Below are 14,437 nucleotides of genomic sequence, written 5' to 3' on the forward strand. Positions count from 1 at the left end.
TTAATTATCTTTTTGTGAGCAAAAACCTCTTTTATTTTCACAGCATAGACTACCACTCTCTGTAATTTTAAACTCACTATACATCTATAATGGTTTTTTAATACGAAATTTTTGGTCGGATACCTCAGTTTTAGTGGGTGTTTGACGCTTTTAGAAAGTGGAATTAAGAGCGTAAGTGTAAACAGTAATGTTAATGAGAATGTTAGCAATTTAAATGTGAGCCAATCTAATTTGAGTAGCAAAAAGATAAGGGTTGCTTTACATGGCTGAAGAAGAGAAACTTCCAAGAGATGTTTATACGTATCTAAATAATTTATGGGGAATGCAGGTGTTTGCTAATATTACCGAAGTTGAGCAAACACATATGGATTCAGTATTATCTTTAATTAGTAAATATAACTTAGAGAGCCCTATTAAATCTGATGCTATTTAAGAATTTACAAATGAGAAAATAAAGGATCTATATAAGCAGTTAACAGAAACTGGTGCAAAGTCTCAAATAGATGCTTTAAAAGTTGCTGCTAAAATAGAGGAGATTGATATTATAGACCTTGAAGAGTATATAAAGAATTCAACTTCTCAAGATACAATAAGCGTTTACGAAAATTTGAAGAGTGGTTCAGAAAATCATCTTAGGGCTTTTGTATCGCAACTGGAAAAATACGGAATTACTTATACTCCACAGTATCTTACCCTGGAAGAGTATAATAGAATAATTAGCGGTTCAAATGGCAATAAGCAGGGATTGGGTAATCCTGGTAACTCAGGTTTAGTTGGAGGTAACGGAAAGGGTTTATACGGCAAAGGAAGAAATTAAAGTAGATTTAATGTGTCAATCGTTATAAACTTATGCAAGAACTTGCATACAGTAATTAAATTGTAAAAAAAAGGGAGCTTCCCCCTCTTTTAATTTATAAAATTCACGTATTAGTAGTGTAAGAACATGTTTTTAGTATCTCTACTAACATTTTTATTGTTCACTTTTACCTATTTAAAAAGCTATCTTTATTTGCACTTTTAATTAATCTTCCCAATACTGAGTGCCGTTTTTGTCTATATAGCCACCTTTTCCATTAACTCTAACAACTGCAAGGCCGTCCTCAAAATAACCTACTAAATCATAAACAGCTTGTATTACCATATCTCCTTTTTTATCAATAAAACCCCATTTTCCGTTGATATTAACACCTGCAAGACCTTCATGAAAATTCCATGCATCATCATAAACAGCTTTTATTACCATATCCCCTTTTTTGTTAATAAAGCCATATTTTCTATTAACCTCAACAGGTGCAAGACCTTCATTAAAATACCATGCGTCATCGTAAATAGGTTTTATTACTACCTTTCCTTTTTTATCAATGAAACCCCATTTTCCGTTAACTTTAACAGCTGCAAGGCCTTCATTGAAAGCCCATGCAGAATCATAGATAGCTTTTATCACCATGTTACCGTTTTTATTGATGAAACCCCATTTCCTGTTGATATTAACACCTGCGAGACCTTCATGCAACTTATATGCACTATCATAAACAGCTTCTGTTACCATATTACCGTTTTTATCAATAAAGCTCCATTTTCCGTTAACTACAACACGTGCAAGACCTTCATGAAAAGGCATTGCAAAATCATAAACAGGTTGTATTACTATCTTTTTATTCCTGTCACAAAACCCCCATTTATCACCTTTCCTATAAGGAATAAGTGCTGGAAGTTCCTGTTTATTGTTTTCAACTTCTTTGTTGTTTTTAACCACACTACAGGATGTAAAAAGCAAAACCAGTGAAAGTAAAACTAAGATGGTGAGCCTGAGGCTTAAATGCTTTTTGCCTTTAAAAGTTTTTTCCATCTTTACCTCCTCTTACATTTTATACCTTTTCATAAAAACAAAACAATTCTTTTATACGTGTAAAAACTTATGCGTTTTTGAAGTTAAAACTCCCTATACTTTCTTTATCACCATTCTTACTCTGAAGAGTTTTACATCCATATTGGGTGTGAGTTCTATCGGTTCATAGTTGTCGTTTGCAGGTTCAAGGAAGATTTTTTTTGCGTTAATACTCAAACCCAAGTGCTTTCTTATTGCAGTTTACTTATTCTTTAGGAGAAGCAAATTTTCTATGCCTCAGTTTTTAAGTTAAACCATTTGTAGAATAAAAAGTAGAGACCAATTGCAATAAAAGAGCCTAAGATATCTGCTACGACATGCTGTTTAAGAAATTGCGTAGATAGTGCAATAAGAACAGCCCATACAGCCATTATCCAAGCTATTATTTTATAACGTTTCTTTACAAACCAAAAAGAAGCAACAAGAGCGGATGTTCCACAGTGTAAACTGGGAAAACAATTATAAGGATTATCACTTTTATACAGCTTAATCACTTCATCAACATACCAGTTTGTTCCCTGTGTAAGAGTAGGACGCGGCACATAGGTTTGAAAAATAACATATATACCGTTACTGATAAGAAAAAGTGAGATCAAAGTAGTTGCAAGTGCAGCAAAAATTTTAGGGTGGAAAATAAAGAAAAAAATTAAAGTAATATAAATTACAGGCTCAAGAGAATTGTATATCACAATGAACTGTGGAATAAATGGAACGGCTCTGTCAAAAGCAGTTTGCAAACAGTGAACATTTGCTGTTGCATGATTTGTAAGATCGTAAATCTTAGAGCCATAGTATACACCTACCGCAAGGAAGATGTTAATAAAGTAAAGTTTCCAATTCCTTTTTAAAAAGTTTTTCATAAGTTACCTCCTTATTTTTATTATATCGAGCCTTTACACTATATAATAAGTCAATACTCTTAAAAAAGAAAATGGTAGGCAAAATAACAATTTTTCTTTACAATCTTAAAACATAAGAGGCACAACATCCTGAATATCCGGTGAGTTTCACAAATTCATCCAGCATATGACCTTTTTCTTTCTTTGTTGCCTTTTGGTATCTTACTGCCTCTTCCTTCACAACAGCCTAACTCTTTCAAGGATGAACTCATAAAACCTCCTTCTTTTAACTTCTCCATAATCTTCCTACTTTTTCATCTCATTTTACTTCCATTTAAATTTTTGAAGAATCTGTTGAAAGGAGCACAGATTACAAAAGAATAAGATTTTTATGTGAGGCAACAATTTAATTTCGAATAGATTTTTAATGAGGCAATTCGCCTATTTGACTATATTTGAGATTTTATTATAATTCACGAAATGGAAAGAGTTTTAAAGTGCATAAGATGTGGTAAAGAGTACTCGATTTTTGAGAAAAGGCACACTTGTGAATGTGGTGGTCTTCTTGATGTCTATTTGAAGGAAGAAAATGATCTTTCATATCTAAAGGACTTTTGGGAGAAAAGAAGAGGAAGTAGAAAAAAAATTGATGAAAGCAAGGTCTGGAGATTTAGAGAACTTGTTCTTGATCTTAAGGATGATGAGATAGTTACATTTCCCGAAGGCAAAACAAATCTATACGATATTTCAGGAGAGATTAAGGGAGTTAGAAAAGTCCTTTTAAAGCACGAAGGAGAGAATCCCACAGGTTCTTTTAAGGATAGAGGAATGACTGTGGGAATTTCTTTTGCTAAGAAACTTGGATATAGATTTGTTGCATGCGCCTCCACAGGAAATACATCTGCGTCAATGACTGCCTACGCAAGAATGGGAAAACTTACCCCCATTGTCTTTATCCCAAGTGGAAAGGTTGCCTTTGGGAAGCTTTCTCAAGCGCTAGCGTATGGAGCAAAGACCATCCAAATTGACGGAGATTTTGATGATGCAATGCGGATTGTAAAGGAAATTTCCGATAAGTATGGGATATATATTCTTAACTCCTTAAATCCCATAAGACTTGAGGGCCAAAAGACCATTATCATTGATATTTTATACGAGTTAAATTGGGAAGTTCCCGACTGGATTATTCTCCCTGGAGGAAATTTAGGAAACACCTCTGCCTTCGGAAAGGCACTTATGGAACTTAAAAGATTTAAGATCATTGAGAAAATTCCTAAGATCGGTGTGGTTCAGGCAAAAGGAGCAAACCCATTCTACCTATCGTTTAAAAATAATTGGGAGTTTACGCCTGTCAAGGCAGAAACAGTTGCAACCGCCATAAGAATTGGAAATCCAGTGAATTTTGAAAAAGCAAAGAGAAGTATTGAATTTACAAATGGAGTTGTTGTTGATGTTTCTGATAGAGACATTCTTCTTGCAAAAAGAGAAATTGACTCAATGGGAATAGGCTGCGAGCCTGCCTCGGCTTCTTCTCTTGCAGGTCTGTATAAGATGTTAAAAGAAGGAATTGTAAAAAACGATGAGACTGTAGTTTTAATACTCACAGGGAACCTCCTTAAAGATCCTGACACTGTTGTTAAATTCCACATGGGAGAAATAGACGGAATTCCTCAGGAGTTTATAAATAGACCTATACCTGTAAGAAGCGATATAAAAGAGATTGAGAAAACCATAGATGAAATTATTGGGGGAAAAAGATGATTGTAATGAAGTTTGGAGGAACATCTGTAGGAGATGCTGAAAGAATAAGGAATTTAAAGAAGATAATCGATGCCTTTAAAGAGGAGAAGATTGTTGTTGTATCTGCTATGAATGGTATAACCGATTCACTTGTAAGAGCAGGAACTCTATCTCAGTTAGGGGATAAAAGCTACCTAAAAGAGTATTTAAGCATTAAAGATAAGCATGAGTCGGTAATGAAAGAACTCTTTAATGAGAATCTTCCACATGTAGAGAAACTCCTTGAAGAACTATTGAATATATTAAAGAGCATTGAGGTGCTTGGAGAGCTAACATCAAGGGCTCTTGATACTATTGTCTCTTTTGGAGAAAGAATGGTTGTAAGGATAATTTCAGAGTATCTATCAAAAAGTGGAATAAACTCAACCTTTGTTGATGCAAACACGTTTCTTATAACTACGGATGATTTTGGTAATGCACTTCCCATCTATGCTGAGATTGAAAAAAGGGCGTTATTTTTAAAGGATCTACTATCAAAAAACATAATACCTATAGTAACAGGGTTTATTGGAAGCACTATTGATGGAAGAATAACAACCCTTGGGAGAGGAGGAAGTGATTTTACAGCAACAATCCTTGGTAAGGCACTTGATGCAAGGGAGGTCTGGATATGGACCGATGTTGATGGTGTTATGACGGCAGATCCAAGAGTGGTAAAGGATGCAAAACCTCTTTCATACATCTCATATGTTGAAGCAGCAGAACTTTCTTATTACGGAGCAAAAGTTCTTCATCCGAAAACTCTTCTTCCTGTAATGGAGAAAAATATACCAGTTAGGATAAAAAACACATTTAACCCAGAATTTCCTGGAACAGTTATCGTTAAGAAAATAAGGAAGGACGAGAATGTAGTAAAATCAATAACTTACATAAAGGACCTTACCCTCGTGAGTGTTAACGGAAAAGGGATGATTGGTGTCCCAGGAGTTTCAGCAAGAGTCTTTGAATCTGCAAGGAGGAGTAAAACAAATATTCTTATGATATCTCAGGCTTCATCAGAGCAGAACATATGTCTTGTGGTAAAGACTGATGAAGCAAAAAGTTTTGTTGATAGATTGAGAAAGGAATTTGAAAAAGAAATTGAGCGGGAAGAAATTGAAGGCATTCTTAGGATGGATGGCATATCAATAATATCCGTTGTGGGAGCTGGGATGAAGGGAACACCAGGAATTGCTGGAAAGGTTTTCTCAGCTCTTGGAAGACACGGAATAAACATAATAGCCATCGCTCAGGGCTCCTCAGAATACAACATATCCTTTGTTGTTAAGTATACAGAGGTAAAAGAGGCTGTAAATATACTCCACACAGAACTTGGATTAGCACTTGACAAAAAGGACATAAAGGTAGTTGAGATTGTTCAGTTTGGTGTTGGGAAAGTTGGAAAAGCCCTCATTGAGATGATTCTTAAAAACAGGGAGAGGATTGAGAAAAGCAAGAGAATTAGGATTGTATATAGAGGTATTGTAAGGAAAAACTCATACATAGTTGGTGAAGAGGCAGAAGAGTACATTAAAAAGATGAATTTTAACTTTCCAGTGGTTGGAAAGGTTGATTTAGAAAAACTTATAAAGAAAAATACAGTAGTTGTTGATGTTAGTGATTCAGATGAGATGAAAGACACCCTCCTTTTTGCAGTAAAAAAAGGCGCTCATGTTGTTACCTCTAACAAGAAAAATCTCACAGGGGATATGAAATATTTTGAATCTTTTACGGGAGGAGTTGGTAAATTTTATTTTGAAACTACAGTTGGCGCATCTTTACCTGTTATAAAAACCCTTACGGATTTAGTTGAAACAGGTGATAGAGTAAAAAAGATAGTCTCTCTTCCTAGTGGCTCTCTTTCCTTTATATTCTATCACATAAACAGGGGAAAAGATATAATGGATGCTTTAAAGATGGCTTTAGACCTTGGATATACAGAACCGAATCCTATGGATGATCTAAAAGGGTTTGATATTTTAAGAAAGAGTATAATCATGGCTAGGGTCATAGGAAAAGGAATTAATCTATCCGATGTTGAATTTAAAGAGTTTGTTAAATCTAATAATCTTAAAGAGTTTGAAGAAGGTGAATTAAAACTGTTTAGAAAAATGATAGAAGAGATGAGAAAAAAAGGTTTTGTCTATCCGGTATCAAAGATTACAGGTAGAGGAGTTAGTGTATCTATTGAATCCTTTGAAACAGATTCCGAGTTTTCCCTTTTAAAGCCTGGAGAGAACATATTTATAATATACACAGAAAGATATGGAAAAGTCCCAATTATAATTAAGGGTATTGGTGCAGGGCCTGAGATTACCGCTTCAGGAGTGCTATCAGATATATTGAGGGTAGGGAGGGAAATATGATTGATGTCTCCATTCTTGGAGCAACTGGGATGATAGGACAAAGGTTTATAGAGTTATTGGCAGACCATCCGTGGTTTAGGATAAAGTCCGTATTTGCCTCAGAAAAAAAGAGGGGAAAGAAATATAAAGATGGTGCTCAATGGGTTCTTGAGAGCGATATGCCAGAGAGTGTTAAAGAGCTTCCCATACTGTCTATATCAGAGGATAAACCAGAAAGAATTATCCTTTCTTCTCTTCCATCAGAGATTGCCTTTGATATTGAAGAGATGCTTTCAAAGGAGGGATACTTTATCTTTAGTAATGCAAGTAGTCATAGATATGACGAGTTTGTTCCAATAGTTGTTCCTGAGGTAAATCCAGACCACATTGAGGCAGTAAGGTATCAAGGAAGAATTGGTTTCATAGTGACAAATCCTAACTGTTCAACTACAGGGCTTGTCTTAACTTTAAAGCCAATACTAAATGAGTTTGGTATTAAAGAGGTAATAGTTTTTACAATGCAGGCAATATCAGGAGCTGGTTTCCCTGGAGTTCCATCATTATCTATCCTTGACAATGTAATTCCATACATTGAAAAGGAAGAGGGGAAAATAAAGATTGAGACAAAGAAAATACTTGGAAGATTTGATGAAAAGTTTATTCCCAAGGATTTTAAAGTTTATGCAAGGTCTAATAGAGTTATGGTGAGAGATGGGCATATGGAGGTCGTCTTTTTAAAAACAGAGAGAGACGCATCAATTGAGGAATTTAAAAGGTCTTTCATGGAGTTTAAAGGAATCCCTCAAAAGATAGACCTTCCTTCAGCACCAAAAAATCCAATAATTCTATTTGATGAACCAGATAGACCGCAACCTCTTTTTGATAGATTGAGGGGGAGAGGGATGAGTGTAAGTGTAGGAAGGGTAAAAAGATTGAGGAAAGGTTTTTCACCTTTACTCTTCTTTCTCATAATACCATAAGAGGAGCAGCAGGGGGAAGTATATTAAATCTTGAGACTGCCTTAAAATTAGGTTATCTACGGGGGTTGGATGTATAAAAGGGTTTCAATTAACACAATTTTTGAAGATTATATAATTTTTAGAGAATTAAATCCGATAAAAGGTAGTTTACCTTCTTTTTCTCAAATTAAAAAGGAGCTAAAACTTGCATTTCTTCCAAGAAAAAAGGATTTTGAGTATGCAAAAGTTCTTTCTTATCTATTAAATACTATTGGAAGTTTTGAAAAGGTAATCTATTTTGGTGATACATTCTTAAACGATGGAGGAGTTATAAAAAATTTAGCAAAGTTAGAAAAGTATAAGGTGTTGGGCATTATTACAGAAGAAACTGTTAGTGATTATGTTAAATTTGAGGACAATTTAATAGTAAATACGAAGTGGAAAAATTTATCTTCAATTCTTAAGAATAGTGGTTTTACCTTTGATAAAAAAACCGTTGTCATCATAGATATTGATAAAACTTTAATAGGGGCAAGAGGAAGAAACGATAAAGCTCTTGATAAAGCAAGGATGGATGCAATTATTTCACTTGCAAGGGAGATATTCGGAAAAATAGATATAGATAGATTTGAGTTTGTTTATTCAGAGATGAATAAAAAGAATATGCATTCCTTTACGCAAGACAATCAGGATATAGTAGCAATTATGAGTATCGTTTTCTATGGTGATTATTACAACCTTGAGCGGTTTATAAAAGAGTTTCACGATGGAAAATGGGTAAATCCAGTTGATTTTTTAAATTTCATAAATATATCAAGGGAAGATAAGGCTTTTGAATTTGTTGAAGAGGTAAAGGAGAACCTTAAAATTCAGCACCCAACTTCTTTTCCAACATTTAGAAAAAGAGAACTCTACTACACATTAAGAAGGATGGATTTTCTCCCTGACGATACAGATGTTAATGATTTACTTAATGAAGAGATAATGATAACAAAAGAGGTATTTGAGATAGGACTTTTTGCAAAAAATGGTGGTTCTCTTGTTTTTGGGCTTTCAGATAAGCCAGAACTTTCTTCAATTCCTGAATATAAAAATGGGAAGCCCATCTATCTAAAAAAAGCAAAGATATTTCCAAAGTAAAAAACACAGTTATGTTTTAGGAAGGATATCATAAGTTTTATTGTAAAGTATTGAAAAGGGGAGAAAAGTATTTAGAGCTCTTAAGAAACATTGTATTCTTGTGTAAAAAATTTATCTTCCTTTTTTGTCTTATAAGGTCATATCAATTAAATCGAAAGATGGTTTTATGTAGATTTGCTAAAAATATTGACAAAAACTTTTATTTGAGTAAAAAGAGTTAGAGGTTTTTTATTAAAGAGCTCGTTAGGTAAGTTATTAAAGTTCAAAGTATTAGTTATGTTTTATTAGGTAAATCTTCAAAAATGTTTTAAAATTATTATTGAATATGGTAGTAAAAAAGAAATAAAGGTGATTATGCCAAAGTTAGGTATGACGATACTAAAAGGAGCAATTGCAAAGTGTTATGATGTTTTCTCTTACATTTGATCATAGAGTTGTTGATGGAGCGTTAGCGGCTAAATTTTTGGGTAGGATAGGATGCTATCTTAAAAACCAGAAAAGATTTTTAAACTTCGAAAATAGGAGAGTATAAATGAGTGGAGTTGTTGGTATCATAGCAAATCCAGAATCAGGAAGAGACATAAGAAGACTCGTATCACATGCAAGTGTATTTGATAATATGGAGAAGGTAAATATTGTTGAAAGGATTCTTACGACTCTTCAGGTATTTGGGATTAAAAAGGCTTTGGTTATGCCTGAATCTTTTGGAATAGTGCCTGCTGCTGTAAATACTTTGGGTAGAAATTTAAAAATGGAAATTGAGTATGTGCCTATTAAAGTTTTTGATAGTTGGAAAGACACTTACGAAGCAGTAAAGTTAATGAAAGATAAAGTTAATGCTATTGTAGTTATTGGTGGTGATGGAACTAATAGAATTGTAGCTAAATTAAGTGACGACATCCCAATAATGCCAATTTCAACAGGAACAAATAACGTATTCCCTTATATGATAGAGGCAACCATTGCAGCAGAAGCAACAGCAGCTATTTTAACGGGTATTGTAAAAAAAGAGGAGGGGACTTTTAGGGCAAAAAGACTTGATATAATTCAAGATGGTGAGTTAAAAGATATTGCCCTTATAGATGTTGCTGTAACAACGCACTCTTTTATTGGATCAAAGGCTGTTTGGAAAACTGAATTTATAAAAGAGGTTATAGTAAGTAAGCCCTCTCCTTTTAATATTGGTTTATCTTCAATTGCTTCTGTATTGAGTCTGGACGAAGAAAAGGGGGTATATGTTGAACTTGGAGAAGGTAATTCAATAAAGGCACCAATTGCACCAGGTACTTTAAAAGACATTGGAATTAAAAATGTGAAAACTTTGAGTTTAGGTGAAGAGATAAAAATTAAAAATATACCGTCTATATTAGCTTTAGATGGGGAAAGGGAATTTGAGGTAAAAGTAGATACTTATGTAAAGCTTACACAAAATGGTCCTTTGGTTATTGATTACAAAAAAACATTAAGGATTGCAGCAGAAAGAGGATTTTTTAAAGGAGATTTTTATATTAACAATTTATAAGGTAGTTATTTTTTAATCTCCGGTAGTTTATCACAAGTGCTCATAGGGGTATGGTCATTGCATTGCAAAAGGTGGTAAACATTAATGTTTTTTAAAGTTTGTATACCCTTTGTCGTTTAGGTATTTTCTCGACATTCTGAGGGTGTAAGTACTCCTTGTCATCTTGAGGGTGTAAGAAATGAAGAAACTCTCCGTTGAAAGACAAGATCCTTCGCTATCGCTCAGGATGACAAGGTAGTGTCATTCTGACGAGCAAACGAAGTGCTCTAGGAAGAACCTCATCCGTTTATGCTTTTAGGGGGGAGTCTTGAGGGGGTGTCTTTTACTCCCTCAAATATGAGATCCTTCGTCGCTATCGCTCAGGATGACAAGGTAGTGTCATTCTGACGAGGCGTCTTTTTGCCGAGGACGAATCTCTCCATTCATTCTATGTTGTCATTCTGAGGGCGTATGCCCGAAGAATCTCATCCGTTTATGCTTTTGCATTTTTCGTGGGAGTCTTGAGGGGGTGTCTTTTACTCCCTCAAATATTAGATCCTTCGTCGCTACCGCTCCACTTGACTTCGTCAAGGAAAAGAGTGCAGGATGACATAGAAAAAGAGCTCCTCAGGATGACAAGGAATGAAACGCTCAGGATAATAAGGTGTATGTATGGTGACAAGAGGAAGATAGTAGAAGATTTTTCTCTTGAAAAAAACTACTTTAGAAGCTTAATACAGAAATTGACTCTTAATATGTTTATTAACAAAGGAATAATACCTAGGGCTGCATGGCCCTAGGTATTTTAACTATGGTGTGTATAATTTTGAAGCGATAGGAATCAATAGCGATAGTTTTGGGACAAAAGTTATAATTAAAAGCGCTATAATCGCAAAAAAGACAAATGGCCAAACTTCATTTGCAACCTTATCGAGAGGTTTTTTAATGATGTTAGAAGTGACGTATAAGTTTACTGCAACAGGCGGAGTAATCTGACCTATTGCAAGCGCAACTGTTACAGCTACTCCAAAGAAAAGAGGGTCAATGTTAAATGCACTTAAAACTGGAAGGAATATCGGCATAATTACGTATAGAATTGATATTGCGTCAAGGAAGAATCCTGCGATAAGGAAGACAATATCCACAAGAATCAAAAAAATAGCAGGGCTTTTTGAAAGGTCAACTACTCCCTTTGCTGCTGCATCAATAATTCCTAATTGGGCCTCGGCAACTGAAAAAATACCTGCAAATGTGACAACAAACATAACTACAGCAGAAGTTATAGCTGTGCCTACAAGTGAATCAAAAATTTCCTTTAAACCAATGCTTCGGTAAATAAATACACCAACAAATAAACTATAGAATACAGAAATTATTGCTGCTTCTGTTGGTGTTGCAATACCAGAGTAGATCGAACCAAGTATAATAACTGGAGCAAAAATTGCCCAAATAGCCTCTTTAAATGAATTTAAAAGTTCTTTAGGAGATGCTTTTTCTGTGAGTCCATGGTAACCTCTTTTTCTTGAGATTATGTAGGTAATAATAGCAAGGAATAGTGCTACGAAAAGGCCAGGAATAATGCCTCCAAGGAAGAGAGCACCAACAGAAACACCAGTGATGTTTCCGTATACGATAAAAGCGATACTTGGTGGTATGATAATTGCAAGTCCACTTGAAGCAGCAACAACTGCAGCGGAAAATGTATCAGAGTAACCTTGCGCAATCATAGCGGGTATAAAAATTAGCCCAATTGCTGCGGCTGTTGCAGGACCTGAACCTGAAATAGCACCCCAAAAAGCAGCAGTAAATACTGCAGCAATTGCAAGACCTCCAGTTGCTTTGCCAACTAAAAGTATTATAAAATCGGAAATTCTTTTTGCAAGGCCTCCTTTAGAAAGGAGTTCACCTTCAAGCACAAAGAATGGTATTGCAATAAGTGGAAATTTTGCAATTCCTGAAGCAAAATTTCTTGAAATCATAGACGCTCCAAGACCATAATGGATGATTCCGTAAATACTTGCGATACCGATTGAAGTGCCTATAGGAGAGCCTATTACAATGAGAAATAAAAATATTCCAAAAAGAATTAGAGCAGCAGTCATTTTGTTCCTCCGTTAAACGACTTCAAAGTTTTGATTGTTGAAGAAACTATTTTTTCAAAAATAAAAATCGAAAAGATTGGTATGCCAATCGTATAGATCCATATCGGAATATTTAAAGCATCACTTCTTGTATGGAATAGTGTTAATTCTTTATATATTTCTTTAATAGCATAATAATCTACTAATGCAAAAAGAGATATGGCAAGAAGAGCAGAGACAACGTTTGCGATTTTTTTTGCCCATACGGGAAATTTATCGTAAACTGTTGTCATCCCAAGATGGGCACCTTTTTCAAATGCCATTGCAATACCTATTACAGTTACCCAAACAAAAAGATTAATTTCGATTTCTTCGGTTGCAGCAAAAGAAACGTGAAAAATAAATCTTGAAAGGACGTTAACAAAACCAATCACTGCCATTATTGAAAGAAGGACTATAGCAATCCACTCTTCAATTGATCTTTTTTCCATGCTTACCTCCAAAAAGAGCGAGGGAGAATCTCCCTCACTCTTTGATATTTGTTTACTTGCCCATGTCTTTTTTAGCAAGTTCGTAAAGGTCCTTTCCAATTATTGGAATCCATTTGTCAAATACAGATTGAGTTGCATTTATAAAGGCTTGTCTTTGCTCTTCTGTGAGGTCTACTATTTTTACTCCTTTACTTCTTACATACCCCATCTGGTCTAATATTTCTGGGACGTCGTTAAATTGTTTTTTGAGGATATTTATTGATGTAAAGCCATCAAGTCCTCTTCTTACATATGCTTTTTCCCAAGTTGCTGCTTCAATAGCAGCTTCCCTTATTGCATTTTGAACGTAATTTGGAAAAGTTGCCCAAACTGATTTACTTACGCCGAGTACCAATGGATCGATTACGTAGTTCCAATTGGTAAGGTATTTGTGGTATTGCCATATTTGAACAGGAAGGAGTACTCCATATGGGTTTTCTTGTCCATCAACTGCACCCTGTTGGAAAGCAGTGACTGCATCACCCCAGTTCATACTCACTGCATCTGCTCCAAGTGCATGGAAGATATCAATGAAAATAGGAGAACCTACTACCCTAAATTTAAGTCCTTTCATATCAGCAGGTTGTATAATAGGTCTTTTACTGTTTGTAATTTGCCTAAAACCGTTTTCTCCCCATGCCAATGTGACTACGCCAAGTTGCTCCATTTTTGCAATAATTGCTTTGCCAGATGCACCATTTTCAATTTTATCGACATTCTCATAGGTGTTTATAAAGAAGGGAAGAGAAAATAGGTTTAATTCCTTTACAACTCCTGAAGCGTTAATTGTAGAATCCATTACAAAGTCAATACTTCCTTCTGAAACTGCCTGGAACCAGTTTGTTTGCTTTCCTGCAAGAAGAGAGGCTCCAAAGTAAGGTTTAATGTTTATTAAGCCGTTTGTTTTCTCTTTTACAAGATCAGCCCATTTTTGTGCACCCATACCCCAGCCAAAAGCAGGGCCAACAGTTAATTGCATTGTATACTCTTTCTTTGGTTTAAAATTGATGACAGGTTTTCCAAAAGAAGTTACTGTAACTGTTTTAGTTTTAGCATCCCATTCAACTTTTGCTCCCATTGTTTCACTAACAAATCGTAATGGAACAACAGTTCTCCCGGTGGATTTTATAATTTTAGGTGCTACATCAAGAGTGTTCTTTACACCGTTTATAATTGCAGTGGTGGAACCAATTGTGAGTGTAATGTGTATGTCACCAAAATCAAAGCCTACAGCTTTTTTGTTTGCATCCCAACTTACATTTGCCCCCATAGATTCGCCAATAAACCTGAAAGGAACAAGAGTTCTACTATTCTCGATTATAGGTGGTTGGTCAAGTACAGTTTCCTTAGAATTTACATACGCTTTTGTGCTGCC

The 14,437-nt window shown here is 35.0% G+C and carries 12 protein-coding genes and 1 pseudogene; 8 read left to right on the top strand and 5 right to left on the bottom strand.

Features of this window, described 5'->3' with window-relative positions; genetic code table 11:
* Positions 1-253: 253 nt before the first annotated feature.
* A pseudogene (locus K6343_00320) lies at positions 254-433 on the top strand (DUF2202 domain-containing protein).
* 18 nt (positions 434-451) lie between these two features.
* Positions 452-817, top strand: coding sequence for a DUF2202 domain-containing protein (locus K6343_00325; protein ID MEF3244419.1), 366 nt, complete (start codon positions 452-454; stop codon positions 815-817).
* Between the two features lie 204 nt (positions 818-1,021).
* Here the strand turns inward: K6343_00325 and K6343_00330 are convergent, their stop codons facing one another.
* Together K6343_00330 and K6343_00335 are read right to left on the bottom strand one after the other, a co-directional pair.
* The gene (locus K6343_00330; protein ID MEF3244420.1) at positions 1,022-1,849 is read right to left on the bottom strand and encodes a WG repeat-containing protein; all 828 of its coding nucleotides are present in this window, start codon (positions 1,847-1,849) and stop codon (positions 1,022-1,024) included.
* Positions 1,850-2,118: 269 nt separating this feature from the next.
* Positions 2,119-2,748 (bottom strand): phosphatase PAP2 family protein, encoded by a 630-nt coding sequence (locus tag K6343_00335; protein ID MEF3244421.1) that lies wholly within the window; start codon positions 2,746-2,748, stop codon positions 2,119-2,121.
* 459 nt (positions 2,749-3,207) lie between these two features.
* Between K6343_00335 and thrC the strand changes: the two genes are divergently transcribed.
* From thrC to K6343_00365, 6 genes are all read left to right on the top strand, one after another.
* Positions 3,208-4,488, top strand: coding sequence for a threonine synthase (gene thrC / locus K6343_00340; protein ID MEF3244422.1), 1,281 nt, complete (start codon positions 3,208-3,210; stop codon positions 4,486-4,488).
* A complete protein-coding gene (gene thrA, locus K6343_00345) occupies positions 4,485-6,872 on the top strand; it encodes a bifunctional aspartate kinase/homoserine dehydrogenase I (protein ID MEF3244423.1) in 2,388 nt (795 codons plus the stop codon). The genes thrC and thrA overlap by 4 nt, the downstream gene beginning before the upstream one ends.
* A complete protein-coding gene (asd, locus tag K6343_00350; protein MEF3244424.1) occupies positions 6,869-7,831 on the top strand; it encodes an aspartate-semialdehyde dehydrogenase in 963 nt (320 codons plus the stop codon). Before thrA ends, asd begins: the two co-directional genes overlap by 4 nt.
* A gap of 69 nt (positions 7,832-7,900) precedes the next feature.
* Entirely contained in the window at positions 7,901-8,950 is a 1,050-nt protein-coding gene (locus K6343_00355) for a hypothetical protein (protein ID MEF3244425.1), read from the top strand.
* 403 nt (positions 8,951-9,353) lie between these two features.
* Positions 9,354-9,482: a 2-oxo acid dehydrogenase subunit E2 gene (locus K6343_00360; GenBank protein MEF3244426.1), complete on the top strand. Its 129-nt coding sequence runs from the start codon at positions 9,354-9,356 to the stop codon at positions 9,480-9,482.
* Entirely contained in the window at positions 9,483-10,472 is a 990-nt protein-coding gene (locus K6343_00365) for an NAD(+)/NADH kinase (GenBank protein ID MEF3244427.1), read from the top strand. It begins immediately after the preceding gene.
* Between the two features lie 788 nt (positions 10,473-11,260).
* Here the strand turns inward: K6343_00365 and K6343_00370 are convergent.
* The 3 genes from K6343_00370 to K6343_00380 form a co-directional block, all read right to left on the bottom strand.
* A complete protein-coding gene (locus K6343_00370; protein ID MEF3244428.1) occupies positions 11,261-12,553 on the bottom strand; it encodes a TRAP transporter large permease in 1,293 nt (430 codons plus the stop codon).
* Positions 12,550-13,023, bottom strand: a complete 474-nt coding sequence (locus K6343_00375; GenBank protein ID MEF3244429.1) for a TRAP transporter small permease — start codon at positions 13,021-13,023, stop codon at positions 12,550-12,552. The genes K6343_00370 and K6343_00375 overlap by 4 nt, the downstream gene beginning before the upstream one ends.
* A gap of 52 nt (positions 13,024-13,075) precedes the next feature.
* A partial coding sequence (locus K6343_00380) for a DctP family TRAP transporter solute-binding subunit (GenBank protein MEF3244430.1) occupies positions 13,076-14,437 on the bottom strand: 1,362 nt, incomplete at its 5' end.

The organism is Caldisericaceae bacterium, from assembly GCA_036574215.1.
In the GTDB taxonomy this organism is placed as follows: Bacteria; Caldisericota; Caldisericia; order Caldisericales; family Caldisericaceae; genus Caldisericum.